The organism is Polaromonas sp. P1_F1 (genome assembly GCF_056405795.1).
In genome coordinates this window covers 36,114-59,804 of the sequence record NZ_JBFUBJ010000013.1, presented here as the reverse complement: position 1 = coordinate 59,804, position 23,691 = coordinate 36,114, and the positions used below count along the sequence as shown (strand labels likewise).

Sequence of the window (23,691 nt, the reverse complement as noted above, 5' to 3'; positions counted from 1 at the left end):
GGCTGGGGTTTTAAGTGGAATTCAAGAAAAATAGGCCTGTGAGCCAATCAGGATAAGCGCAAGCAGCTCCTGAAATCATAGCAATGACTGAAGCTGTTCGAAGCCGAATTCGTCTCACTGGGACGGCGGGCTGACCCGGCCAGTCACCTAGCCGGGATGCCCGTCCGCACGCGCACGCGTCAGGGTCGGCCAGTAGCCCACGGCATACAGCGCGAAGCCGGCGGACCACAGTGCGGCCGAAACCAGCACGGCGTGCAGCGTCTCGGCCGGCGCGATGACCGGCACGAACACGCGCACCAGCGCCGAGGCGAGGACAAGCACATAGCAGGTGACTTCGGTGCGGCCCGCCTGGAGCGGCCGGCCGGTATGGCCGAGCGCGGTGCGGGTCATCATGCCGATGATGAGCCCGCCGATGGCGCCCACCGTCAATGCGTGGGTTGCCGCCGAAGGTGTGACCCAACCAGCCGCAGCCAAGCCGCGCAGCACCAGGTGCACCGGAATCCAGAAGTAGGCGGCATGCAGCACCCAGGCCAGCGGTGTGTGCGTGGTCTTCCATGGTTGCCACAGTGCCCAGCGCGCAAGGTGTGTGGCCGCGCAAACACCGGCAAGCGCCGCCAGCGGCGCGCCCCGGATCTGCAGCGCATCGGCCAGCAGCAGCGCCAGCACCGAGCCCAGCGCGGCTTTCTCGAGCCAGGGGCGGCGGGTGGCGTTGGCACCCGGCACGCCGTTGTTGGTGAACATGGGAATCACGCGGCCACCCATCACGGCCATGATGAAGAGCATGACGTCAAGCGCAGCCTGAATGCCGACCCAGCCCGGCAGCTGCATGAGCCCGAGCTGCGCAAGATGCACCGCCAGCACGGCCACCGCCATCAGCAGCAGCAAGCCGATGAAAAAGTAGTTGCGGCGATTGCGCGCGGCGATGAAGGGAACCGCCAGCGCAACGGCCGCGGCCAGCGGAAACGCAACGTTGACCGCCGCCGCAGCCCAGCCGAAGGGCGTGAGCACAAGCACCCGCCCGGCCACCCAGAGCGCCGCCAGCGCGGCCAGCGGCAGGCCGGTGGGCGTGGGGCGGTTGGACCAGTTGCGCCCGGCCGTGAACAGAAAGCCCACCACCACGGCCAGCGTGAAGCCGAACAGCATTTCGTGCGCATGCCACATCGGCCCCTGCAGGTAGGGCTGGCCCAGCCAGCCGGCGAACTGCAGCGCCCACAGGCCAATCGACAGCGCGGCGAACACGCTTGCCAGCAGGTAGAAGGGCCGAAAGCCGGTTTGCCAGAGCGCGATGCCTTGCGGTCCCGCCGTCGGAAAAGGTGAGCTGTCAGGCGGGGTTTTGATGGGGATGGACTGTGTCATAGCGAGGTCTTTCCGGGTTGCGTGGCGATCGTTGCGCCGTCGTTGATACGCCATGCGACAGCGGCGCCAGCGACGGTTGCGGCAAAGAGCGCGATGGCTGCGGCGTTGAGGGTGGCGCCGGTGGCGCGCAGCGGCGGGTCGAACAGGCCGAAGCCGAGCCGCGCGATGAGGGACAGGTGAAGCGCCGCGAGCGGCACGTAGAAGAAAGCGCCGAACTGCAGCTTCACGCGTGCGATGGCCGGCAGGATCACCGGCGCGTGGCCCATCATCATGCTGACAATAAACCCCAGGCCGAGCGCGTGAAGCGCCATGTCGCGCAACGGCAAGCCCAGCGCCGTGGCGGCCCATGCCGCGCCGGCCACCGCCAGCCAGCCGTAGCCGCTGAGTAGGCACACCGCCATGTAGCGGCTGAGCCCGTGGGCCAGCACCGTGCGGCGGGCAATGTCGAATATGGCCAGCCACATTGCCAGCAAGGCCAGTGCTGCGCCGTACAGCAGCCCGCCCCACACGGGTGATACGGCCGACGCCGCGGCGCCGACAAGCATGGCAGGCAGCACGGCCTGGAGCGACCACTGCGCGGCGGGTCGGCGGCGCATCAGGCGCGTCATTTCCAGGCGTTCGGCCGCGATGGTCATCACGAGGAAGGCGAACCACCATGGCAGGATCGCGCCGCTGCCGAAACCGAATGCGAACAGCAGGTTGCCGGCCAGCCAGGCCCCCGCGCCGGCGAGCAGCAGCCAGGTGTGAGCCGCGCGCTGGCGCCACACCACCACGGCATTGACGGCCGTAAAAGCAGCCGCTGCGGCTACGCCCAGCCAGGCGCCTGCCTGTGCCTGCCCGAGCAGCAGGCACAGGCCGCCCAGGCCCGAGGCGAGAGGCGCAAAAAAAGCGGCACGCAGTTTGACGGCCACCGCCCGTTCAATACCGATGACCGTGCCCAGGAAGCCGCAGATCATCAGTGCGGCATGCGAAAGGGCGGCATGGCCGAGCCAGGCGGCATCGGCCACGGCGGGCAGGGCCACGCCTGCGCGCAGCAAGCCACCTGCGATACCGGCCAGCAGCGACAGCACCACTACTGCCGGCAGCAGTAGCCGCGCGCCCACCTTGACCCAGGGCGGCGCGGCTCTGTGGTGCAGCGTTGGGCGAAGCGGGCGTGAGGGTTTCACCAGCCCATGAAGCGCTTGGCGCTCTCGCTCATTTGGTCGGTAGACCAGGGAGGGTCCCACACCAGTTCGACTTCGATCAGGAGTTCGGGCGGCACGGCGCGGTCCAGCTCGGTTTCCACTTCTTCGATGATGAGGTCGGTCACCGGGCAGGCGGCTGAGGTCATTGTCAGCAGCACATGCAATTTTTCTCCGGTCACGGTGACGCCATAGATCAGCCCGACGTCGACGATGGTCATCGCGACCTCCGGGTCGACCACCCGCCTCAGCGCGTCGATGATGGGCTGGCGCAGCGCCTCGGGCCCGTCGTAGGGAAAGGGTGGCTTGCACACGCTTGCGGCAACGCCGGTGCCGGCGGGGGCTGCATTCATGAGGCACGCCCGGCCGGTGAAGCGGCAGCCGTGCGGCCGGTGAAGAACACCCTGGCGAGCGACTGACGGTTGCGAGCGAGGTCTGCCAGCGTGTAGCGGTCGAGCACGCCGTAAAACGCGTCGACCGCTTCGCCAAGCACGCCGCGCAGGCGGCAGATGCGGGTGATGGCGCAATGGCCGCCCGCCGCTTCAAAGCATTCGGCCGGTACGTCCGTTCCTTCGGTTGCGCGCACCACCTCGCCCACAACGATCAGCTCCGGCGCTTTCGCCAGTGCCAGCCCGCCGCCCTTGCCGCGCACGTTGGCCAGCCAGCCGTTCTTGCCGAGGAAGTGCACGACCTTCGTCAGGTGGTGTTCGGACACGTCAAACGCATCCGCTATCCCGGCGATGGTGGCGCGCCGCTCTGGCTGCGCCGCCAGGTAGATCAACACACGCAGGCTGTAGTCGGTGAAAGCCGTGAGTTTCATGGCGGCTTGCCGGGTCAGGGCCCCGCTGTTGCGGGCACCGCGGTCATGCCGGCCGGCTGCACGGCCGGGCGGCGCAGCAGGCGCGCGGCGTACCAGGCCAGGAAGCACGCACCGATAGCGAACAGGATGTCGCCGGGCACGCGCATCCAGACCAGGGTTTCCATCACGCCGGAGTGGATGATCTCGGGCGAGCGGGCGTACCACAGACCCTTGGTGATGCTGGCCCAGGCCTGGTAGATGCCGGCAGGCAGCAGCGACAGGAAGACCATCATTGCCAGGCCGATGTTCAGGCTCCAGAAGGCGGGCTTGAGCAGGTTGTCGGCATGCAGGTGGCGCGCATACAGGCCGCGCAGGCAGAACAGCATGAGGCCGATGCCCAGCATGCCGTAGACACCGAACAGCGCGGCATGGCCGTGGGCCGCTGTCATGTTCAGCCCCTGCACGTAGTACAGCGAAGCCGGCGGATTGATGGCAAAGCCCAGCAGGCCGGCGCCTACGGTGTTCCAGAAACCGACTGCCACAAAACACATCACGGGCCATTGGTAGGTGGCGAGCCACGGCATGGCTTTGGAGCGCCGGTAAGTTTGCAGGGCTTCCAGGCCGATCAGTGTCAGCGGCACCACTTCGAGCGCCGAGAACACCGCGCCGACGGCGATGACCGAGATCGGCGTGCCGGTGAAATACAGGTGGTGCAGGGTGCCCAGGATGCCGCCGAACAGGAACACGATGGTCTCGGCGATGATGGCGCGGTTGGCGCTTTCGGTGCGCACCAGGCCCAGCTTGGTGAAGATCAGCGCGACGACGGCGGTGGCGAACACTTCAAAGAAGCCTTCCACCCAGAGGTGGACCAGCCACCAGCGCCAGTACTCGATCATCGAATAGTGGGTGTGCTGGCCCCAGGTGAGTGACGAGGCGTAGAAGCCGCCAATGCAGGTGGCCGACAGGAACACCATGGCGATCAGGCCGCGCGTTTCCGAAGGTTTGACCAGTGCCGGCCACAGCGCGCGGCCCAGCAGGAATACCCAGAACAGCAGGCCCACGAACAGCAGCAGCTGCCAGACACGGCCCATGCTGGTGAACTCCAGGCCCTGGTTGCCGATCCAGAAGCTGAAGTCGACGCCGCGATGCTGCAGCGTGCCCAGCCAGCCGGTGGCGGTAGAGCCGACCACGATGGCGATCAACGCCCAGAACAGCACGTCGACGCCGAGCTTTTGCAGCTTGGGTTCACGGCCCGACAGCAGCGGTGCGATGTAAAGGCCCGTAGCCAGCCAGGCGGTGGCGATCCAGAAGATGCCGACTTGCGTGTGCACCGTGCGGCTGACCACATAGGGCAGCACCTGCGCAAGCGGCAGGCCGAAGAAGGATGACCCCTCAACTGCGTAATGCGCGGTGACCACGCCCATGCCGATTTGCAGCAGCATCAGGCCGATCACGGCAAAGAAGTACTTGCGCGTGGCCTTCATCGAAGGTGTGGCAACGGCGCCCAGCAAAGGGTCGGCCTGGGGCGGCTGCGCCTCGGGCCCATGCCGCTGGCTTCCGTGCAGCCACAGCATGGCGGCGATGCAGGCCAGCAACAGGACGATGCTGACCATCGACCAGATGGCGGCCGAGTTGGTCATGGTGTTGCCCACCAGCGGTTCATGCGGCCAGTTGCTGGTGTACGAGAGGTTCTCTTCTCCGGGGCGGTCGGTGACGGCGGCCCAGGAAGTCCAGAAGAAGAATGCCGTGAGCGCCTGGCGGTCGGCCGCGTCGGGCAGCGCGCCTTCGCTCATGGCGTATTGCTCGCGCAAGGCGTCCTGGCTGGCGTCGTGGCCGAACAGGCCTTCATAGTGGCGCGCGACCTCACGGATGGCTTGCGCCCGCGCGGGTGTGACGGTGACGGCGCCGCTGGCTGCGTCATAGGTGTTGCGGCGCATTTCTTCCTTGAGCGCCGCTGCGACTGCGCCGCGGTCTGAGGCCGTGAGCGCGGCGGGCGCCTTGCGGAGCTCCTGCGTGCGCAGGGCCTGCAGGGCCAGCGCTTCCCGATGCAGCCAGTCGGCAGACCAGTCCGGCGCCACATAAGCGCCGTGGCCCCAGACGCTGCCTTGTTGCTGGCCGCCGCTGGCCAGCCAGGCGCGCTGCCCTCTTTGCACTTGCTCGCCCGTGAAAAGCACGTCGCCTGTGGTGCTGACGACGGCTGTGGGGATGGGTGGTGCGGTCAGGTAAATCTGCCAGCCGAGGTAGCCGAGCGCCCCGAAGGACAGGACGAATACGAAGCCGAGCCAGCGCCACAGCATGTTGTTGTTTTTCATCGGGTTTTCTTGGGAAGTCTTGAGTGGGAATGCGTGGAAGTTAGCCGCCACCGCAGGCGCCGCAGCACTGCTTGCTACCCTGCGCGGGTGCAAGCCGGGTGATGGCGACGCGCCAGGTGTCGGGCCCCTGCTCCAGGTAGTCCCAGGAGAATCTGCCGGGCAGGTCCATCATGAACTGGGCATGCAGGGGCTTCGGGTTGTGGTCGTTGATCAACTCCATGGCCTGGCCGGTGCCGAGTTGGTCGAATGTCGAGAAGACCAGCGGATGGCGCTCGCTGGGCGCGAGCTCGCGGAGATCCACCCTGGTGTGGGAAGCGGTGTGTGTCATGGGGATTCTTTCAAAGGAATCGCGAGTGGTCTTCATAAGATGCATTCGAGATACACCTATGGTTAGCCATCGGTCCCTGGGCGCTGTTGATCCAGATCAAACGGAGCCGCTGCAGGCAGCACTTTTCTGGTTTTGGCGCGGAAGCCGGCGCGGAGTGCGGGCGTGGCGAAGCAGCGCGCCCAGGCGGGCGTTCACATCAGGGCCTGCCGGGCAGCGAGAGTCGCGGCATGGCGCCGCTTTTATGTGTGGGCTTGTTTTAGCGGGCGCCTGAGCAGAACGCCTGCCGCTTGAACGTGGGGATTACTGGGGCAGCAGCGGGGCCGTACCGCCCAGGCTGGCCGCATGGGCCTGGCAATAAAGCACCAGCTTTTCCACGTCCTGCGATTTGTCGAACACCTCGTCGGCGCCGAGCTCACGGCAGTAGTGCAGGATGTTTTCCTGGTTGTGGCTGGTCAGCACCACGACCTTCTGGCGGGCTGTGCGCTGCTGGCAGTCTTTCAGCACGCCAAAGCCGGAGCCTTCGGCGAGAAAGAGGTCGACGATTGCAAGGTCCCAGTCATCGTGGTGGGAACCCAGCCACTGGCGGGCACTGGACTCGGAATCGGCGTGGCCGACGAACCGCAGGGGTGCGATTTCTTCCATGGCCTCAACCAGTGTTTTGCGTATGTCCGGCTTGTCTTCGACAAGAAACGCGTTGATGACCATGGGTACCTCTGAAGTTAATCCATGAAGTTAGCCATCATCCTGCGCCGGGGCTGTGGTCGTGCATCACCGGGGGATGTAGGCTCAATCCCACTGTAGTTCAGCGGGCTCCCCAGAGCGGTAACGGTACGTAACGCTAACGGCTTAATCGCCGAACGGTCACGTTGCGCAGATTAATGGTGGTGTCCATGCTCGCCGTGCACATGGCGGTGGGCAATTTCTTCTTCCGAAGCAGCGCGCACGTCGGTCACTTTCAGCGTGAAACGCAGGGCCTTGCCGGCCAGCGGATGGTTGCCGTCCAGCAGGACGGTGTCGCCCTTGATCTTCGTGACGTTGAAGACATGCTCGCGGCCGTCGTCGCCCCGGCCTTCGAGCTGGCCGCCCACTTTGACCCCGGGCGGAAACTGCGTGCGGGGGATGGTGCGCACCAGGCTTTCGTCGCGCAGGCCGAAGGCGTCCGCCGGCTCCAGCGCCAACACGGTCTGGAAGCCTTTTTCCTGGCCGTCCAGCGCTTCTTCGATCTTGGGCAGGGTGTTGCCATAGCCGCCGTGCAGGTAAACCATGGGGGCGCTGCTTTGCTCGACCAGCTTGCCCTGGGCGTCTGCCACCTTGTAGCTAAGGGTAACGGCGGTGTTTTTTCCGATTTTCATGGTGTTTTTCCAGATCTCTGGTGCGTGAAAAACGCTGATTCTCGCCGACCCGGGCCAAAACCGTCCGGACGGCCGGGCACCGCGGTGCAGTGCCCCCTTGAGGCGTGGGGGTTTGACGCGGCCTTGCAGCGCCGGTACGAGATCTCCATAGAATCATGCAACATGATAAGTTACATGAAATTAAGAGGCCGGCTTTCCGCCGTTTTGCATGCCCTGCTGCATATGGCCCATCGCCAGGGGCCGATGACGTCGGACGAGCTGGCGGCCTGCCTGCGCACGCACCCGGTGGTGGTGCGGCGCACCATGGCAAGCCTGCGTGATGCCGGTTTTGTGGTGTCGGAGCGAGGCCATGGCGGCGGCTGGGTGCTGGCGCGGGAGCTGGCTTCCGTCACGCTGCTGGACGTGCAGATGGCTGTGGGCGATGCCGGCGCGCCGGGCGCCGAAGAAGGCGCCCATGCGGACGGCTGTGTCATTGAACAGTCTGTGCAGCGCGCCCTGGCCGGCAGCCTGCGCGAGGCGGAAGCCCTGCTGATGAAACGCCTGGCGGAAGTCACGCTGGCCGACCTGTCGGCCGATTTCAACCGCGCGATGGCTGCGCACGCCCTGTCACCGGAGGCCTCCCATGCTGTATGACGCCATCATTGTGGGCGGAAGCTTTGCGGGGCAGTCTGCGGCATTGCAGCTGGCTCGCGCCAGAAGAAATGTGCTGGTGATCGACGCGGGCCTGCCGCGCAACCGCTTTGCCCCGGAGTCTCACGGCGTGCTGGGGCACGACGGCAAGCCGGGCTTCGAACTCCTGGCGACGGCCCGGGAGCAGCTGCTGGCCTATCCGACGGCAAAGATCTTCAGCGGCCGTGTGACCCGCATTGAAACCGGCGAGGCAGGATTTGTGGCGGAAGCGGAAGAGGGCATGCGCTGGTTCACCGGGCGCCGCCTGTTGCTGGCCACCGGCGTGACGGACGTGCTGCCCGACATCCCCGGCCTGGAGGCGCGCTGGGGCAAGACGGTGGTGCACTGTCCCTATTGCCATGGCTATGAAATCGGCGGTGGCGCCGTCGGCGTGCTGGGCACGGGCCCGATGTCGGTACACCAGGCGCTGATGTTTGCCGACTGGGGCGAGGTGACCCTGTTTACGCAAGGCGTGGTCGATGTGTCGGCCGAAGAGCATGGGCTGCTGGCCGCGCGCAAGGTCAGGGTCGAGCCCAGTCCTGTCGCCGAACTGCAGGGCACGGCGCCCGCGCTGGAAAGCGTGCTGTTGCAGGATGGCCGGCGCGTGGCGATCAAGGCCTTGCTGGTGGGCACGCAGGTGCGCATGGCCAGTCCGCTGGCTGAAGCGCTGGGCTGCGCGTTTGACGATTCACCGTTTGGCCCCATCGTGCGCGTCGATGCCTGGGGCATGACCAGCGTGGATGGCGTGTACGCTGCCGGCGACATGGCGCGCGTGCCGCACAGCATCACCTTCGCCACTGCCGGGGGTGTGGCGGCCGGCGTCAGGCTGCACTCTTCGCTGATCACGGAAGACGCGCAACGCGGGGAAACCGCAGCGGCATAACGCGGAAGAACGGGCGGAACGCGGCGTAAAAAGGCGGGGCTGGTTAAAGTGGTTGAAAGAGGCTGAAAAGGCCTCAATTACCTTTTTTCACCCTGCTCACGCTTGCCCTGCCATGAACCCGTCCGAGACCGAAACCATTGAACTGCTGCCCGTGAACGGCGCCCCCCGTCAACTGTTTGTGCTGCTGCACGACGCGGGAGGCACGGCCACCGACATGCTGGAGCTGGGTAACCTGCTGGGCGGCGCATTTCCCGAGGCGGCCGTGCTGATTCCGGAAGGCCTTTCGGGCCCGCATGCCGATGCGGCGGGCGCTACCGCCGCCGGCAAGGACGACGCCGCTGCGCTGGCCGCGCGCGTGGAGGTTCTGGCGGCCTTTGTGCGTGCGCAGCAGCAGCGGTTTGAGATCCTGCAGTCGGACACGGCACTGGCCGGCTTTGGCGCCGGCGCCAGCCTGGCGCTGGCCCTCAGCGATGCGCATGACGGCCTGGCCGGCCGCCTGCTGGCCTTCGGCGGCGGCTACCAGATCTGGCCGGCGAAAGCGCCTGCGCTGACCACCCTGCACCTGCTGCACGGGCAAAACGACGACGTGGTGCCGCTGGCACGTACGCGCGGCGACTTCGACCACCTGATGGAACTGGGCGCCGACGCCACCCTGGACGTTGCCGCCAGGCTGGGCCACGAGCTGCACCCCGCGCTGATGGACCAGGCCGTGACGCGGCTGCAGACCTGTGTGCCGCTGCGGCACTGGAAAGCCGTCTGAATAAGCCCACCCCCGTCCGGGCTCACTGCGTGTAGCCCGTTCCCCCCTCGAGGGGGCGGCGCCTGCGGCCCGGCAAAGCCGGTTCCGCGGCCCCTGCTGGCTTGGACTGGGTGTGGCGGCTCAGGTATTTTTCAGGAAAATAGTACTGAGAGCCAAGCGGGACGAGCGCAAGCAGCTCCTAAATCAATAGCAACGGGGTGCGTACCGGATACGGAACCTTCGACAGGCTCGGGATGATCGGATCGCGCTGTGCAACCGCGGCGAGCTCTTAAGCCAGCATGAGCCGTGGAACCGGCTTTGCCGGGCCACAGGCGGGCGGCCCCCCGGGGGGCAGGAAGCTACACGAAGTGAGCGACCGTGGGGGTCTTATCTAGCAAGGCCGCAAGGCCTTGCCCGCCAACTGCGGCTTGAGCAACTCGAGTTTGGCCATGAGCGGCGCATCAACGGCCGGGAGTTTGAGCAGTTGGCCGCGTATTTCAGGCTGCTCCTGCACCACCTTGGCGGTGCGTACGCCGCGCGTGGCGACCTTGGCCAGTTCACGCTCGGCGTCGGCCTGGGAACTGAAATGGCCCAGCGAGAGGCCTGGTCCCAGCGAGGAGTTGAGCAAGGGCTCGAACGAGACCCCCATGCCGCGCAGCTCGCCGCGCTTTTTGGCCAGCGCATCCTCGTTGGTGTATTTGCCCATGTAGACGATCCAGCGGCCCGGCTCCGAGCTGTTCTCGAGTGACCAGCTGCCAATGGGCAGGCCGGCCTCCAGTCCGAAGCGCAGGGCGATGGTCTGCTCGGGGGTGAAAAGGCCGGCTTGCAGGCATTCAGGGGCGGGTGGCGGCGCTGCAGCGGCGGTGCTGGCGCTTTCCAGTTGGCCGGCATCGGTGGCGCTCAGAAGGCGCATCGCCTTGGGCCGGATCTGCTGCGCCAGGCGCTGGGGTTCGGCCTGGGCGATGGGTGCAAAACCGTAGTCGGCCAGCAGGCCTTGCGTCCAGGCGAAGTAGCCTGCGTTGGCCAGGACCAGCGCCAGCACCAGCAGCCTCAGCATGGGCGCGCATCCTTGGGAGGTTGCGCCGCCACGGGCCGTACGCTGACTTCGGAGCTGGTGATTTGTTTCATGCCAGCCGCAGTATGCACCAGCAGCGCGCCGTTTTCGCCCACACCGTGGGCCGTGCCTTCCAGGCCGTTCTGGCCGTCGGACAGCTGCACGGCCCGGCCTGCCAGAACGTCGCGCGCCGCAAAACGCGCCTGGAAAGGCGCAAAGCCAAAGCGTTCAAACGCCTGCATCGCCTGCACCAGAGGCGGCACGATGCGCAGCAAGGTGGCGGGTGCGTCCAGCGTCGGCAGCAGCGTCTGCAAGCCGCCCGGCGGAATGCCGGGCATGGCGGGTGCGTCAGCCGCAACGGGGATTTCCACCGCGCGGATGTTGATGCCGATGCCGACCACCACGTAACGGATGCCTTCCCAGCTGGCGGTTTCCACCAGGATGCCGGCCAGCTTGCGGTCGCCTTCGGGTGTGGACAGCCAGAGGTCATTGGGCCATTTCAGGCCGATGCGGGGTTTGGCGGCCTGGCCGGAGGCGCTGCCGGCGAACGGCTCAAGGCTTTCGGCTACGCTGATGCCGGCCACCAGGGAGAGGCCGGACCAGTCGACGGGCGCAAGCGGCAGGCCCAGCGAAAACGTGAGGCTGTCGCCGCGGCGGCTTTGCCACTGGCGGCCCAGCCGGCCGCGCCCGGCGGTTTGCTGTTCGGCCACCAGCAGCAGGGGCTCTGGACGGGGCAGGACACCGGGGCTGCCGCGAAAACGCCGCATCAGCTCGGTGTTGCTCGAATCAATCTCGGGCAGGACTTCCACCGTGAACCCCGGCAAGGACGGCGCCAGGGCCTCCCAGAGAGCTTCGGCGGGCCAGCGGATGGGGGATGTAAGGGGAGTGCTCATGAGAAGGTTGCAGCCGGTTGCGCCGGCGGCATGGCCTGTGAAGCGGGTTGAGCGCCTGCTCAGTCCTTCTTTTTCTTTTTGGGTTTCTTGCCGGCCTTTTTATCGGCTGCCTTTTTGTCAGCCTTGGCTTCAGCCTTTTTGTCGGCTTTTTTTTTGGACTTCTTTTTGTCCTTGTCCTTGTTCTTGTTCTTTTTCTTGCCTTCGTCGTCCTTGGGCGCCAGCAGGGTGCCGCGGCAGTTTTTGGCGCCGCACCAGCAGGGGTATTCGGCCAGCAGCTTCTTGGTGTAAGGCGCGTCGATGATCAGGCCGTAGTCGTAAAACAGCTCTTCGCCGGCCTTGATGTTGCGCAGCGCCTTGATGAAGACGCGGCCGCCCTCTTCGTCGGCTTCGCAGTTGGGCTTGCAGCTGTGGTTGATCCAGCGCGAGGAATTGCCGCCGTGTTTGGCGTCGATCACATGCTCTTCGTCGATGTGGAAGTAGAACGTGTGGTTGGGGTCCTTGGGGTCGTGCGGGTGGCGGCGCAGCGCCTCTTTCCAGTTGATGATTTCGCCGACATATTCGATCAGCGTTTCACCTTCAGCCAGGTCCTGCACTGCGAACACACCCTTGCCGTGGACGCCGGAACGCCGCGTCTGGATGCGGCGCCCGTCGGCAGCCGGAGCCGCGGGTTTGGAAGGAGATGCGGGGACTGCGGAAGCCTGGGTTTTTGACACGACGTATTTTTTTGGTATGGTTAATTCATGCATGTGCGCGTGCGTGCGCATGCGTGCGCACCCGCGCGCGTACATGCGCGAGAGCCGCTATTGTAGTGATGCGCCCAAGGAGTCCCCGTGTTCAACCGCAGAAACCTGATGCAGACCGCTGCTGCCCTTGCCTTGCCGACCGCGGCGGGGCTGGGCCTGCCGGCGTGGTCCAAAGGCGGGGAAAGCCCCTTGCCCAAGGCCGGCAGCACCCTGCCTTTGCCGGCCGTCACGCTGCTGGACGGCAGCGCCTGGAAGCCTGTCGAGGTGGCCGGAAAGACGCTTGTGGTGTACTGGTGGGCCAGCTGGTGCCCTTTTTGTGCGGTGCAGTCGCCCCATATAGAAGCTTTGTGGCGGGCCCAGAAGGCCGACGGGCTGGAGGTGCTGGCCCTGTCGATTGACAAGCAGCCGGCGGCCGCAGCTGCCTATATGAAGACCAAGGGCTACAGCTTTCCCGCCGGGATGCTGACCCCCGAGGTTGCCAAATTCCTGCCCAAGCCGGTGGGCCTGCCCGTGGTGGTGGTGCTCAAGGTGGCGGCGAACGGACGTGAAGGCAAAGTCGTATTTGCCGAAAGCGGGGAAATGTTCCCCGAAGATGTAGAAGGTTTGAAGAAGTACTTATGAAAACTCTGGTGATTGCAGAAAAACCCTCGGTCGCACAAGACATTGTGCGGGCGATCACGCCTACGGCCGGCAAATTTGAAAAGCACGACGAGTACTTCGAGAGCGACGAGTGGCTGGTCACCTCGGCCGTGGGCCATCTGGTCGAGATCCAGGCGCCTGAGGAGTTTGACGTCAAGCGCGGCAAATGGAGCTTTGCCAACTTGCCTGTCATTCCGCCCTACTTTGACCTGAAGCCCATGGACAAGACGAAGACGCGGCTCAACGCGATCGTCAAGCTGACCAAACGCAAGGACGTGGGCGCCCTCGTCAATGCCTGCGACGCGGGCCGCGAAGGCGAGCTGATCTTCCGGCTGATCCAGCAATACGCCAACAGCAAGCACCCGGTGAAACGGCTGTGGCTGCAGTCCATGACGCCGGCAGCCATCCGCGACGGCTTTGAGAGCCTGCGCACTGAAAAGCAGATGCAGGGCCTGGCCGATGCGGCGCGCTCACGTTCGGAAGCCGACTGGATGGTCGGCATCAACGGCACGCGCGCCATGACGGCCTTCAACTCGCGTGACGGCGGTTTCTTTTTGACCACCGTGGGCCGTGTGCAGACGCCGACGCTGTCGGTGGTGGTGGAGCGCGAGGAAAAAATCCGCAAGTTCGTGAGCCGCGACTACTGGGAAATCCACGCGACCTTCCTGGCCGAGGCCGGCGAATACCCCGCCAAGTGGTTTGACCCGAAGTGGAAAAAAGCCGCGGCCAATGCCGACAACACGGAGCCCGATGCCGAACTGAAAGCCGACCGCGTCTGGTCCGAGCGCGAAGCCATGGCGATTGCCGAAGCCGTGCGCGGCAAGTCCGCCACGGTGACGGAAGAAAGCAAGCCCACCACGCAGGCCGCCGGCCTGCTGTTTGATTTGACTTCCTTGCAGCGCGAGGCCAACGGCAAGTTCGGTTTTTCAGCCAAGACGACGCTGTCGATTGCGCAAAGCCTGTATGAACGCCACAAGGCCCTGACTTATCCGCGTACCGACTCGCGCGCGCTGCCCGAAGACTATTTGCCGGTGGTCAAAAAGACCTTTGAAATGCTGGAAAGCAGCGGCATGAAGCACCTGGCGCCGCACGCGGCGACGGCGCTGAAGGGCAATTACATCAAGCCCAGCAAGCGCATTTTCGACAATGCCAAGGTGAGCGACCACTTCGCCATCATCCCAACGCTGCAGGCGCCTAGCGGCCTGAGCGAAGCCGAACAAAAACTGTATGACCTGGTGGTGCGCCGCTTTATGGCGGTGTTTTTCCCGAGCGCCGAATACCTGGTCACCACGCGTATTTCCCAGTCGGTCGGCCACAGCTTCAAGACTGAAGGCAAGGTGCTGGTCAAGCCGGGCTGGCTGGCGATTTACGGCAAGGAAGCCGCCGATGAAGTGGCCGACGCCAAGGACGGCGACAAGGGCCAGAGCCTGGTGCCGGTCAAGCCGGGCGAAATGGTGCGCGCCGAGGTGGTCGAGGCCAAGGGCCTCAAGACCCGGCCGCCCGCCCGCTATTCCGAAGCGACATTGCTGGGCGCAATGGAAGGCGCCGGCAAGACGATTGACGACGACGAGCTGCGCGAAGCCATGCAGGAAAAAGGCCTGGGTACGCCGGCGACGCGCGCCGCCACGATTGAAGGGCTGATTGCCGAGAAATACATGCTGCGCGAAGGCCGCGAGCTGATCCCCACGGCCAAGGCCTTCCAGCTCATGACGCTGTTGCGCGGACTGGATGTGCAGGAGCTTTCAAAGGCCGAACTGACCGGTGAGTGGGAGTTCAAGCTGGCGCAGATGGAACACGGCAAGCTGAGCCGCGAAACCTTCATGGCCGAAATTGCCACCATGACCGAGCGCATGGTGGCCAAGGCCAAAGGCTACGACAAGGACACGATTCCCGGCGACTACGCAACGCTCTCAGCGCCCTGCCCCAACTGCGGCGGTGTCATGAAGGAAAACTACCGGCGCTACACCTGCACCGGCAAGAACGGCGACGACGGCTGTGGTTTCAGCTTCGGCAAAACGCCGGCGGGCCGCACCTTTGAAGTGGCTGAGGTTGAGCAGTTCCTGCGCGACAAGAAGATCGGCCCGCTGGACGGCTTCCGCTCCAAGGCCGGCTGGCCTTTTACCGCCGAGATGGTGATCAAGTTCGACGAAGAGACGAAGAACTACAAGCTTGAATTCGACTTCGGCGACGACAAGAATGCCGAGACCGGCGAGATCGTCGACTTTGGCGACCAGCAGTCGCTGGGCCCCTGCCCGCGCTGCGCCGCGCGGGTGTTCGAGCTCGGTAAAAACTACGTCTGCGAAAAGTCGGTGCCCACACTGGCCCAACCCACGCCCAGCTGCACCTTCAAGACCGGGCAGGTGATCCTGCAGCAGCCGATTGAGCGCGAGCAGATGCACAAGCTGCTGGAAACTGGCAAGACTGATCTGCTCGACAAGTTCGTTTCGATGCGCACGCGCCGCCCCTTCAAGGCCATGCTGGCCTGGGACAAGGAGGCCGACAAGGTGAACTTCGAGTTCGCGCCGTCCAAATTTCCGCCGCGCAAGCCGGCGGCGGCCAAGACCGGCACGGTGAAGACGCCTTTCGGCAAGACGGTGGCGGCCAAGGGCGCCGCACCTGCGGCCAAAAAGGTTGCAGCCAAAAAAGTCGCCGCCAAGAAGACGCCCGCCGCCAAAACCGCCAAGCCCAAAACGCCGCGCGTCGCCAAGCCGGGCGCAGGCCTCAAGCCCAGCGACGCACTGGCCGCGGTGATTGGCGCCGAACCGGTGGCGCGCACCCAGGTCATCAAAAAGCTCTGGGACTACATCAAGGCCGAAGGCCTGCAGGACGCGGCCAACAAGCGCGCCATCAACGCCGACACCAAGCTGCTGCCGGTGTTCGGCAAGCCGCAGGTCACGATGTTCGAGCTGGCCGGGATTGTGGGCAAGCATCTGAGCGCGGAGTAAGCGGGCAGATGCGGGCGTAAATGCTATTCTTTTAATAGCTGCTGGCGCCCGCCCTGATTGCCTTGCAGRCCATTTTTATACTCAAACGAGGCGGATGCAACCCTCTCTGGGGCTGTTTCAGCTGCGCAGGCCGGGCTGCTCAGTGCAACTGCAGCGCGGGCCAGCCGCGCTCAGTCCCAATCGCTGCCAGCGTCGCATCGGCATTCACAGTCACCGGGTGTTTCACGGCTTCCAGCAGCGGCAGGTCGTTGATGGAATCGCTGTAGGCGGTGGTTTTGCAATCCTTGAAGCGCAGGCCGCGTGCGGTGAGCCAGGCATGCAAGCGCTCGACCTTGCCTTCGCGCATGTTCAGTACGCCGGTGGTGCTGCCGGTGAAACGGCTGCCCTGTATTTCGGGCTCGGTGGCAATCAGGTGCTCGATGTCGAAGTAGATTGCCGTGAGCTCGGTGATGAAGCGGTTGGTGGCCGTCGTCATGACCACCAGGTCGCCGGCCTCCAGGTGCTTGTCGACCAGTGCGATCGCAGCCGGTGTGATGCGCGGAACAATCCAGTCCGCTAAAAATTCCTGCCGCATCGGCTCCCATTCCTGGGCGGTGCGACCTGCCAGGGTGCCCACATAAAAATCGGCAAACTCCTTCAGGCCCACGGTGCCCGCCTTGTAGCGCGCTGCCATGTCGGCGTTGCGTGCGGTGAATTCCGTCTTGCCCAGGTAACCCTTCTCGATCAGGAAATCGCACCACAGCACATCGCTGTCGCCGTTGAGTACGGTGTGGTCCAGATCGAAGAGGGTGAGCTTCATGTTCAGGATTGACGAAGGTGCCAAGCCTTTGGCCGGGTGAATGTCTGGATACCGTAGGTGGACAAGGTCAGGCCCACACCGGAATCACCGTAGCCGCTCCAGGGCAAACGCGGGCTGACGCGGTCGCAGCAGTTCCAGTAGACGCTGCCGGCGTTGACCTGGGACAGCAGCGTCCTGGCGCGCTTTTCGTCTGGCGTGAAGACGCCGGCGGTCAGGCCGTAGCGTGTGTCGTTCATGAGTTTGACGGCTTCTGCATCGCCCGATACCTTCTGGATGCCGATGACCGGCCCGAAGCTTTCCTCGCGCATCAGCTCCATGCTGTGGTTGACGTTGCTGAACACCGTGGGTTCATACCAGGTGCCGGGTCCAGCGCCGCGCTTGCCACCTGCCAGCAGGGTCGCCCCTTTGGCTTTGGCATCGGCGACCTGGGCATCCAACACCTCTAGCTGCGGCGCGCGGGTGATGGCGCCGATGTAGGTGTCTTCGCTCATCGGGTCGCCGGTCTTGAAGGTCTTCACGGTGTCTACAAAGGCGGTGACGAACGCGTCGTAAATTTTTTCATGCACGTAGATACGCTCAACCGAGCAGCAGCTCTGGCCGGTGTTGTACATCGCGCCGTCGGCCAGCGACTCGGCGGCGGCCTGGGGGTTGGCGTCTTCGCAGACGTAAGTCGGGTCCTTGCCGCCCAGCTCCAGCTGGAGCTTGACCATGCGCGGGCCGATGGCTTTTGCGATCTTTGCCCCGGTGGCGTAGGAGCCGGTGAAAAAGAGGCCGTCCACCGGCTGCTCCATCAGCGCCGCACCGACTGCGCCGCCGCCGATCAGCAGCACAAACACATCTTGCGGAACACCGGCCGCATGCAGCAGGCGCGCGATGGCCTGGCCCGTCATGGCCGCATATTCAGAGGGCTTGTAAAGCACGGCATTGCCAGTCAGGAGCGCGGGAATGAATACATTGCCGCCGACAAACCAGGGGTAGTTCCAGGCCGAAATATTGGCGACCACGCCCAGCGGTGTGTGCTCGATCTGCTCGGTCATGCCGCCATCGGAAAACACGGTCTGTGTGGTCGTGGACGCGTCAAGCTCTGCCAGGAAAAAATCAATGCGGCCCAGCAGGCCGTTGAGTTCATTGCGTGACATCTTGATCGGCTTGCCGGTTTCTCGCGTCATGACGGCCGCCAGGGTATCGAGCTCTGCAACGATGCCGGCACGAAAGCGCGTGATGCAGGTCTTGCGCTCGGCCACCGGCACGGCGGCCCACGCAGCCTGCGCGGTGCGCGCCTGCTTTGCCTTGGCAGCGACGGAAGCCGCGTCGTCCGCAGGCAGTTCGGTGATCATCTCACCTGTGGCGGGGTTATGAATGGCGAGTTTGGTCATGTTTGTTGGCTTTGCTTTTGGCCGCCGCTACGGCGGTGAGGAAATCATCGAGTACGGCGGCGTCGTCAATCGTGTCGGAGCCGGGTTTGTGGAATTCGGGATGCCACTGGGTGGCGGCGATATAGCTCTTGGTTTTGTCCTTGCGGCGTATCGCTTCCACGATGCCGTCGTCCACGCTGAAAGCCTCGGCTTCAAACTCGGGTGACAAATCCTTGATGCCCTGGTGGTGGATGCTGTTGACGCGCACGCGCTCCACGCCGGGGTACATGGCGGAAAGCCTGGAGCCCTGCACGATGTTCACGCTGTGAAAGTTCTGGTCGTAAGTGACGGCGTCGCGGTGAACGAAGGAGTCAGGCACCTGCGTATTGATGTCCTGGTAGAGCGTGCCGCCGAATGCAACATTGAGCAATTGCAGGCCGCGGCAAACGCCAAACACCGGTTTGCCGGCTCTTTCAAACGCGGCTACCAGTGCCTTGTCGTATTCGTCACGCACACGGTCGCCCGACCATTTTTCTTCCAGCGGCTCCTCGCCGTAACTGCCGGGCCAGACGTCGGCGCCGCCGTGCAGCACCAGGCCGTCCAGCCACTGTGCATAGTGTTCGTATGTAACGTCGCCGCGCTGCGTGCTGCCCGTGGGGCAAGGCACCATGACGACCATGGCGCCGGAAGACATAACCCAGTGTGCGATCGACTGTTCGACATACTGTAGCGTCTTGCCGGTGAAGAAAGAGCGGGTTGGGTCGGCATGCGAGAAACACGCTGACAACCCAATCTTGAGACGACTAGCGGCGATCATGCGAGTACCCTTCTCAAAAGTGATCGTTCTGTTCTGCCCAAGCCGGGGCCGCGGAACCGGCTTTGCCGGGCCGCAGGCGCAGCGGCCCCCTCGGGGGGCAGCGCATTACACGAAGTCGAAGACGCAGTGAAAAGCGTGGGGGCCACATTCATAAGGCGGCCTCGAACAATCGCTGGAAGTCCTCAGCCTTGCAGGGCCGTGGATTCGTCTGGTGGCAGATGTCGGCCGTGGCGATCTCGACCAGGCGCGGCAGGTGTTCGCGCTTGACGCCGTGGGCCGACAGCGGGCCGGTGATGCCCACGCTCTCCTTGAGCTGCTTGAGCCAGGCTACAAAAGCCTTGCCACCGCCGGCCACGCCGCATACGTGGGCCAGCTCGTCAAATTTGGCGGGCGCCGATTCGTAGTTCCACGCCAGCACGGTGTCGATCATCAGCGCATTGGCCAGGCCGTGGTGCAGGTCGCAGACAGCGCCCAGCGCGTGGGCACATGAATGCACGGCGCCCAGGTCTTTCTGGAAGGCGATGGCGCCCATCATGGAGGCCATCATCATGTCGCTGCGCGCCTGCAGATTCGACGGTTCCTTGACAGCCTTGAGCAGTGCGTGGGCTGCGATGCGCGTGCCTTCGAGTGCAATGCCGTCGCACAGCGGGTGATAGGCCGGTGAGAGGTAACTCTCGATGTTGTGCGTGAGCGCGTCCATGCCGGTGGCGGCCGTCACATGCGGTGGCAGGCCGAGCGTGAGTTCGGGGTCGGCAAACACCACTTTCGCCAGAATTTTTGGGCTGAACACCACGCGCTTGAGGTGCGTGTCGTTTTCGCTGACGACGCTGGAACGGCCGACTTCGGAGCCGGTACCCGAGGTGGTGGGCAGGGCCACGAAGTACGGCAGCTCATTGACGATGGGCCGTACCTGCGGATGGTCCCAGACGTATTCAAGGATGTCGCCCTCATGCGTGGCGGCGATGCCGACCACCTTGGCCACGTCCAGCGCCGCGCCGCCGCCGAAACCAATCACGCAGTCGGCCTTGTGGGCCTTGTAGGCTGCGGCACCGTCCATGACCTGGCTGCAGGTCGGGTTGCCGAAGACGCCCGAGAACACGGCCACGTCCAGGCCGGCCAGGTGGGTCCTGAATTCGGCCAGCACGGGCAAGGCGCCCAGCGCCTTGTCGGTCACGATGAGCGGGCGTTTGCAGCCCGCTTCTTTCAGGGTGTCGGCGACGAGCTTGCGCGCGCCTGCGCCGAACTTGATGGTGGTGGGGAAGGAAAAACCGGTGATGCTCATAGTGGTGCGACCTGGAAGTACATGTGTTGTTTGCCGTAAGAGACATTGTTGACCCGAATCGCGTCGGGCTCTATGCCGAAGGATTTAAACCCGCATTTCTCGTAGAGCGCCGTCGCCTCGCGGTTGCCGGCGGTGACCGTCAGCACCACGAGCTCCACGCCGCCGGCGCGGGCCTCGTCCAGCACCTTGCCGACCAGCGCCCGGCCTATGCCATGCCCCTGGTATTCGGGCGCGACGTACATCGCGACCAGCGTGGCCTTGTGACGGTTCTTCAGCCGCGTCTCGCGGTTCAGCCCCACCACGCCGGCCATCGCACCGTCCACAAAGGCGGCCCACATGACGGTGTCGCCGGCGGGTGAAAGGCGCTTTTCGGTGTCGGCCGGCACGCGCAGGTTTTCTTCCTCAAAGCTGGAGGTGAAGGCATCCGCGTGCTCGCGCAGGCCGCGCAGGCGGAATTCGCGGTAAATGGCGGCGTCGGGCACGGTCAGCCTGCGGATCAGGAGGTCAGATGATTTCAAAATAGCGTTTCATTTCCCAGTCGGTGACGGCGTCCAGCCATTGGCGCCATTCCCACTCGCGCGTTGCCGCGAAGTGATCCACGAAAGTATCGCCCAGCCAGTCGCGCGCGATGTCCGATTTCTGGAAAATACGTGTGGTTTCGATCAAGGTGCGCGGTGCGCGGGCAATGTGTTCGGCTCCCTGGTTGGTGCCGGTGATCGGCGCGCCCAGCTTGAGGCCTTTTTCGACGCCGTCCAGTCCCGCAGCGATGACGGCCGCCATCGCCAGGTAGGGGTTCACGTCGGCGCCGGGGCAACGGGTTTCCAGCCGGGTGGCTTTGGCGCTGCCCGCGATCACGCGGAAACTTGCAGTGCGGTTGTCCATGCCCCAGGTCGGCTTCACAGGCGCCCAGAAGCCGTCGACCAGGCGCTTGTAGCTGTTGATGGTGGGCCAGATCATGGGACCGAACTCCATCATGCAGGCGACCTGGCCGGCAACATAGCTCTCGAACAGCTTGCTCATCTTGCGTGGGTGCTTTGCGTCGAAGAACAGGTTGGTCTTGCCGTCCGACAAACTCTGGTGGATGTGGCCGCTGCAGCCCGGCAGCTGCTGATGGGGCTTGGCCATGAAGCTGGGCATGATGCCAAAACGCGAGCCGATCTCTTTGGCGCCGGTCTTGAACAGGATGGCGCGGTCGGCCTGCTCCAGTGCCTCGCTGAAGCCAATGGCTACTTCATACACGCCCGGCCCGGTTTCGGTGTGCAGGCCTTCGATGGGGATGCCGAAGGCCAGCATCTCGTCCATGATGGCGTTGAAGAAATCCTGGTTCTCGTTCATGCGCAGCAGCGAATAGCCGAACATGCCGGGCGTGAGTTTTTCGGCCCCCACGCCGTTTTTCGCGGCCCAGCTGTGCGGCGTTTCCAGGAAGTTGAACCACTCGAACTCCATACCGGTCATGGGCATGAAGCCCATTTTTTCGGCGCGCTTGAGCACGCGCTTGAGCGTCTGGCGTGGGCAGACGGCGTGCGGCGTGCCGTCGGCATTCACGAATTCACCCAGCACAAAGGGCACGTTGTTGTCCCAGGGCACGTGACGTGTGGTGGCCAGGTCCAGCCGTGCCAGCGCATCCGGAAAGCCGTGCTGCCACCCTGTCACCGAGGTATTGTCGTAGCAGTTGTCCATCATGTCCCAGCCCAGCACCACGTCGCAAAATCCAAAACCGCCCGCCGGGTAGGGCTCGGCCGCGCCGAAGAACTTGTCCTTGTGCAGGTACTTGCCGCGCAGCACACCGTCGATGTCGCTGACGGCAACCTTCATCTTGTTGGCGCCCGACTTGCGCAGCATCTCCAGGGCTGGATGGGGGGCGGAGGATTTGGTGGCTTTTTTGGGCATGGTCGTGGGCACCTTTTGGTTTTAGGGGTGGGCGCTTGCCCGGCCTTTTTCGGCCAGGCCAATCGCAAATTCTTCTTCCGGCGAGAGGATCAGCCGGTGCCGGCCCATCACCGCGAAGTAACTGACGCCGATGGCAAACCACAGCGCCACCCACAGCACGCCCACGCGGTAGATCGGGTCGCTGAGCTGGAAGTAGATGGTGACCAGGGCGATGAGCAGGGTCAGCACCGCGCCCGTGACACCCAGGGGGCTGCGGTAGGGGCGCTCCATATTCGGCAGCTTGCTGCGGAGCCGAATGAACGACAGCGCCTGCATGACGTAAGAGAACATGGCGCCGAACACCGCCATGTTGAGCAAGGTGCCGCCGATGACGGCCGAGCCTTTGTCAACGCCCAGCGAAAACCACAGCACAAACATGACCACCAGCGCCACCACCGAGCCGACGATCATGGCGATGTGCGGAGTCTTGCGGCTGCCGTGCGTGACGGACAGTGCCGAAGGAAAGTACCCGGCGCGGCTTAGCGAATAGATCTGCCGGCCCTTGGCAAAGATGATGGTGTGAAAACTCGCCACCAGGCCCAGCACGGCCACCAGCGCCAGTATCTTGGCGATGCCGTTGCCGTAAATTGCCTTGAAGCCGTCGAGCAGCGGCTCACCCGAGGTGCTCAGCGCGTGCGAGCCTATGCCTGCGACCGAGGGGTTGAGCCAGAGGATCATGAAGGCCGAGAGGATGAGCGTGAAGATGCCGGCAATGATGCCGCGCGGCATGTCACGGCGCGGGTCCACCGACTCTTCAGCCGCCAGCGGTAGCTGCTCGATTGCCAGGAACAGCCACACCGCAAATGGCAGCGACGCCAGCACGCCGGCGAAGCCCAGCGGCAGGAAGGGACCGCGGCCCTCGGGCAGCACGGCGCCGCCGGCGCCGACATTCATGGCCCAGCGTGCGAAGTCGATCTTGGGAAAGGCGCTGATCCAGAACGCCACCAGGCAGGCCAGCGCCAGCAGCGTGACGGCCAGTGTGATCTTGAACGACAGCTCGACGCCGATGATGTTCAGCCCGATGAAGACGATGTAAAAACCGATCCACCACAAAGGCTGCCAGGCCGGTGGTGTGCCGAAGATGCTGCCCATGTAGCTGCCGATGAAGAACACGATGACGGCCGGCGTCAGCACGTATTCCACGTTTTCGGCCAGCCCGGTTAGAAAGCCACCCCAGGGCCCCATGGCGGTGCGCGCAAAGGAATAGGCGCCACCGGTATGGGGCAGCGCAGGCGACATTTCGGCCAGCGAAAAGGTCAGGCCAAGATACATCACGGAGATGATGATGGTGGCCAGCAACATGCTGCCCCAGCCGTTGGCCAGACCCAGGTTCCAGCCGGCGAAGTGGCCGGAGATCACGGCGCCAACGCCGAGTGCCCAGAGCGACCAGACACCGGCATAGCGGCGCAGCCCCCTCTTTTCAAAATAGCTGCCGTCGACTTTCGCGTATTGCACGCTGGAACGTTCTGACATGGTGGCTCCCTTATAGGTTGCAAGGTTGAGGGCCCGGTGGGGCTGTCTTGCATCGTAGGGCGAGCGTAGGTGCGCTGAAATCCCATTTCGGCAAGTAACGCAGCGAGAGTGAGCTTAAAGAGACGGCGAGTAAGTCGAAGTGT

At 64.4% G+C, this 23,691-nt stretch carries 23 protein-coding genes; 5 read left to right on the top strand and 18 right to left on the bottom strand.

The features are described 5' to 3' along the window. Nucleotides 1-147: 147 nt before the first annotated feature. The 8 genes from AC1DZE_RS22875 to AC1DZE_RS22840 all read right to left on the bottom strand — a co-directional run bounded on the left by AC1DZE_RS22875 (nt 148) and on the right by AC1DZE_RS22840 (nt 7,328). Nucleotides 148-1,356 carry an NnrS family protein gene (locus AC1DZE_RS22875; RefSeq protein ID WP_477700582.1) on the bottom strand — a complete coding sequence of 403 codons (1,209 nt, stop codon included), beginning with the start codon at nt 1,354-1,356 and terminating at the stop codon, nt 148-150. Further along, nucleotides 1,353-2,522 carry a hypothetical protein gene (locus tag AC1DZE_RS22870; protein ID WP_477670556.1) on the bottom strand — a complete coding sequence of 390 codons (1,170 nt, stop codon included), beginning with the start codon at nt 2,520-2,522 and terminating at the stop codon, nt 1,353-1,355. Before AC1DZE_RS22870 ends, AC1DZE_RS22875 begins: the two co-directional genes overlap by 4 nt. After that, the gene (locus AC1DZE_RS22865; protein ID WP_477670557.1) at nt 2,519-2,890 is read right to left on the bottom strand and encodes a metal-sulfur cluster assembly factor; all 372 of its coding nucleotides are present in this window, start codon (nt 2,888-2,890) and stop codon (nt 2,519-2,521) included. Before AC1DZE_RS22865 ends, AC1DZE_RS22870 begins: the two co-directional genes overlap by 4 nt. Next, nucleotides 2,887-3,357, bottom strand: coding sequence for an RrF2 family transcriptional regulator (locus AC1DZE_RS22860; protein WP_477670558.1), 471 nt, complete (start codon nt 3,355-3,357; stop codon nt 2,887-2,889). Before AC1DZE_RS22860 ends, AC1DZE_RS22865 begins: the two co-directional genes overlap by 4 nt. A gap of 14 nt (nt 3,358-3,371) precedes the next feature. Continuing rightward, nucleotides 3,372-5,648, bottom strand: a complete 2,277-nt coding sequence (locus AC1DZE_RS22855) for a nitric-oxide reductase large subunit (protein WP_477672554.1) — start codon at nt 5,646-5,648, stop codon at nt 3,372-3,374. Between the two features lie 40 nt (nt 5,649-5,688). Beyond that, nucleotides 5,689-5,976, bottom strand: a complete 288-nt coding sequence (locus AC1DZE_RS22850; RefSeq protein ID WP_477700581.1) for a DUF2249 domain-containing protein — start codon at nt 5,974-5,976, stop codon at nt 5,689-5,691. Nucleotides 5,977-6,276: 300 nt separating this feature from the next. Further along, complete coding sequence (locus tag AC1DZE_RS22845) at nt 6,277-6,681, bottom strand: response regulator (RefSeq protein ID WP_477670561.1); 405 nt, start codon at nt 6,679-6,681, stop codon at nt 6,277-6,279. Nucleotides 6,682-6,851: 170 nt separating this feature from the next. Further along, nucleotides 6,852-7,328 carry an FKBP-type peptidyl-prolyl cis-trans isomerase gene (locus tag AC1DZE_RS22840; RefSeq protein ID WP_457282038.1) on the bottom strand — a complete coding sequence of 159 codons (477 nt, stop codon included), beginning with the start codon at nt 7,326-7,328 and terminating at the stop codon, nt 6,852-6,854. Nucleotides 7,329-7,502: 174 nt separating this feature from the next. Here AC1DZE_RS22840 and AC1DZE_RS22835 point away from each other — a divergent pair, with 174 nt between their 5' ends. From AC1DZE_RS22835 to ypfH, 3 genes are all read left to right on the top strand, one after another. Then, complete coding sequence (locus tag AC1DZE_RS22835) at nt 7,503-7,961, top strand: Rrf2 family transcriptional regulator (protein ID WP_477670562.1); 459 nt, start codon at nt 7,503-7,505, stop codon at nt 7,959-7,961. Beyond that, nucleotides 7,951-8,880, top strand: coding sequence for an NAD(P)/FAD-dependent oxidoreductase (locus AC1DZE_RS22830; protein ID WP_477670563.1), 930 nt, complete (start codon nt 7,951-7,953; stop codon nt 8,878-8,880). The genes AC1DZE_RS22835 and AC1DZE_RS22830 overlap by 11 nt, the downstream gene beginning before the upstream one ends. Nucleotides 8,881-8,992: 112 nt before the next feature. Continuing rightward, nucleotides 8,993-9,640, top strand: coding sequence for an esterase (ypfH, locus tag AC1DZE_RS22825; RefSeq protein ID WP_477670564.1), 648 nt, complete (start codon nt 8,993-8,995; stop codon nt 9,638-9,640). A gap of 370 nt (nt 9,641-10,010) precedes the next feature. Here the strand turns inward: ypfH and AC1DZE_RS22820 are convergent, their stop codons facing one another. Genes AC1DZE_RS22820 through AC1DZE_RS22810 form a run of 3 tightly spaced genes read right to left on the bottom strand, consistent with a single transcriptional unit; the run spans nt 10,011 to nt 12,312 of the window. After that, complete coding sequence (locus tag AC1DZE_RS22820; RefSeq protein WP_477674263.1) at nt 10,011-10,676, bottom strand: SPOR domain-containing protein; 666 nt, start codon at nt 10,674-10,676, stop codon at nt 10,011-10,013. Next, nucleotides 10,670-11,566, bottom strand: a complete 897-nt coding sequence (locus AC1DZE_RS22815; RefSeq protein WP_477674264.1) for a biotin--[acetyl-CoA-carboxylase] ligase — start codon at nt 11,564-11,566, stop codon at nt 10,670-10,672. Before AC1DZE_RS22815 ends, AC1DZE_RS22820 begins: the two co-directional genes overlap by 7 nt. 59 nt (nt 11,567-11,625) lie before the next feature. Next, nucleotides 11,626-12,312, bottom strand: a complete 687-nt coding sequence (locus AC1DZE_RS22810; protein ID WP_477700580.1) for an SET domain-containing protein — start codon at nt 12,310-12,312, stop codon at nt 11,626-11,628. Between the two features lie 84 nt (nt 12,313-12,396). On the opposite strand from AC1DZE_RS22810, the gene AC1DZE_RS22805 reads away from it, so the two are divergent. Both AC1DZE_RS22805 and AC1DZE_RS22800 read left to right on the top strand, forming a co-directional pair. Further along, nucleotides 12,397-12,930, top strand: coding sequence for a TlpA family protein disulfide reductase (locus AC1DZE_RS22805; protein ID WP_477700579.1), 534 nt, complete (start codon nt 12,397-12,399; stop codon nt 12,928-12,930). Beyond that, a complete protein-coding gene (locus tag AC1DZE_RS22800) occupies nt 12,927-15,893 on the top strand; it encodes a DNA topoisomerase III (protein WP_477700578.1) in 2,967 nt (988 codons plus the stop codon). The genes AC1DZE_RS22805 and AC1DZE_RS22800 overlap by 4 nt, the downstream gene beginning before the upstream one ends. A gap of 139 nt (nt 15,894-16,032) precedes the next feature. Here the strand turns inward: AC1DZE_RS22800 and AC1DZE_RS22795 are convergent, their stop codons facing one another. From AC1DZE_RS22795 to AC1DZE_RS22765, 7 genes are all read right to left on the bottom strand, one after another. Further along, on the bottom strand, nt 16,033-16,692 hold the full coding sequence (locus AC1DZE_RS22795) for an HAD family hydrolase (RefSeq protein WP_477670570.1): 660 nt from the start codon (nt 16,690-16,692) through the stop codon (nt 16,033-16,035). 2 nt (nt 16,693-16,694) lie between these two features. Beyond that, nucleotides 16,695-18,068, bottom strand: a complete 1,374-nt coding sequence (locus AC1DZE_RS22790) for an aldehyde dehydrogenase family protein (RefSeq protein ID WP_477670571.1) — start codon at nt 18,066-18,068, stop codon at nt 16,695-16,697. Further along, nucleotides 18,046-18,864 carry a gamma-glutamyl-gamma-aminobutyrate hydrolase family protein gene (locus AC1DZE_RS22785; RefSeq protein WP_477648783.1) on the bottom strand — a complete coding sequence of 273 codons (819 nt, stop codon included), beginning with the start codon at nt 18,862-18,864 and terminating at the stop codon, nt 18,046-18,048. Before AC1DZE_RS22785 ends, AC1DZE_RS22790 begins: the two co-directional genes overlap by 23 nt. A gap of 148 nt (nt 18,865-19,012) precedes the next feature. Next, the gene (locus AC1DZE_RS22780; RefSeq protein WP_477670572.1) at nt 19,013-20,146 is read right to left on the bottom strand and encodes an iron-containing alcohol dehydrogenase; all 1,134 of its coding nucleotides are present in this window, start codon (nt 20,144-20,146) and stop codon (nt 19,013-19,015) included. Further along, a complete protein-coding gene (locus AC1DZE_RS22775) occupies nt 20,143-20,664 on the bottom strand; it encodes an N-acetyltransferase family protein (protein ID WP_477670573.1) in 522 nt (173 codons plus the stop codon). Before AC1DZE_RS22775 ends, AC1DZE_RS22780 begins: the two co-directional genes overlap by 4 nt. Further along, nucleotides 20,651-22,036, bottom strand: coding sequence for a glutamine synthetase family protein (locus AC1DZE_RS22770; protein WP_477670574.1), 1,386 nt, complete (start codon nt 22,034-22,036; stop codon nt 20,651-20,653). Before AC1DZE_RS22770 ends, AC1DZE_RS22775 begins: the two co-directional genes overlap by 14 nt. Nucleotides 22,037-22,057: 21 nt before the next feature. Then, nucleotides 22,058-23,548, bottom strand: coding sequence for an amino acid permease (locus AC1DZE_RS22765; protein ID WP_477672126.1), 1,491 nt, complete (start codon nt 23,546-23,548; stop codon nt 22,058-22,060). Nucleotides 23,549-23,691 lie beyond the last annotated feature (143 nt).

Bases quoted from the DNA above. Each gene is read 5' to 3' on its own strand.
- AC1DZE_RS22875 (WP_477700582.1), bottom strand. From the start codon at position 1,356: ATGACACAGTCCATCCCCATCAAAACCCCGCCTGACAGCTCACCTTTT.
- AC1DZE_RS22865 (WP_477670557.1), bottom strand. From the start codon at position 2,890: ATGAATGCAGCCCCCGCCGGCACCGGCGTTGCCGCAAGCGTGTGCAAG.
- AC1DZE_RS22860 (WP_477670558.1), bottom strand. From the start codon at position 3,357: ATGAAACTCACGGCTTTCACCGACTACAGCCTGCGTGTGTTGATCTAC.
- AC1DZE_RS22855 (WP_477672554.1), bottom strand. From the start codon at position 5,648: ATGAAAAACAACAACATGCTGTGGCGCTGGCTCGGCTTCGTATTCGTC.
- AC1DZE_RS22850 (WP_477700581.1), bottom strand. From the start codon at position 5,976: ATGACACACACCGCTTCCCACACCAGGGTGGATCTCCGCGAGCTCGCG.
- AC1DZE_RS22845 (WP_477670561.1), bottom strand. From the start codon at position 6,681: ATGGTCATCAACGCGTTTCTTGTCGAAGACAAGCCGGACATACGCAAA.
- AC1DZE_RS22840 (WP_457282038.1), bottom strand. From the start codon at position 7,328: ATGAAAATCGGAAAAAACACCGCCGTTACCCTTAGCTACAAGGTGGCA.
- AC1DZE_RS22835 (WP_477670562.1), top strand. From the start codon at position 7,503: ATGAAATTAAGAGGCCGGCTTTCCGCCGTTTTGCATGCCCTGCTGCAT.
- AC1DZE_RS22830 (WP_477670563.1), top strand. From the start codon at position 7,951: ATGCTGTATGACGCCATCATTGTGGGCGGAAGCTTTGCGGGGCAGTCT.
- ypfH (WP_477670564.1), top strand. From the start codon at position 8,993: ATGAACCCGTCCGAGACCGAAACCATTGAACTGCTGCCCGTGAACGGC.
- AC1DZE_RS22820 (WP_477674263.1), bottom strand. From the start codon at position 10,676: ATGCTGAGGCTGCTGGTGCTGGCGCTGGTCCTGGCCAACGCAGGCTAC.
- AC1DZE_RS22815 (WP_477674264.1), bottom strand. From the start codon at position 11,566: ATGAGCACTCCCCTTACATCCCCCATCCGCTGGCCCGCCGAAGCTCTC.
- AC1DZE_RS22810 (WP_477700580.1), bottom strand. From the start codon at position 12,312: ATGCATGAATTAACCATACCAAAAAAATACGTCGTGTCAAAAACCCAG.
- AC1DZE_RS22800 (WP_477700578.1), top strand. From the start codon at position 12,927: ATGAAAACTCTGGTGATTGCAGAAAAACCCTCGGTCGCACAAGACATT.
- AC1DZE_RS22795 (WP_477670570.1), bottom strand. From the start codon at position 16,692: ATGAAGCTCACCCTCTTCGATCTGGACCACACCGTACTCAACGGCGAC.
- AC1DZE_RS22790 (WP_477670571.1), bottom strand. From the start codon at position 18,068: ATGACCAAACTCGCCATTCATAACCCCGCCACAGGTGAGATGATCACC.
- AC1DZE_RS22785 (WP_477648783.1), bottom strand. From the start codon at position 18,864: ATGATCGCCGCTAGTCGTCTCAAGATTGGGTTGTCAGCGTGTTTCTCG.
- AC1DZE_RS22780 (WP_477670572.1), bottom strand. From the start codon at position 20,146: ATGAGCATCACCGGTTTTTCCTTCCCCACCACCATCAAGTTCGGCGCA.
- AC1DZE_RS22770 (WP_477670574.1), bottom strand. From the start codon at position 22,036: ATGCCCAAAAAAGCCACCAAATCCTCCGCCCCCCATCCAGCCCTGGAG.
- AC1DZE_RS22765 (WP_477672126.1), bottom strand. From the start codon at position 23,548: ATGTCAGAACGTTCCAGCGTGCAATACGCGAAAGTCGACGGCAGCTAT.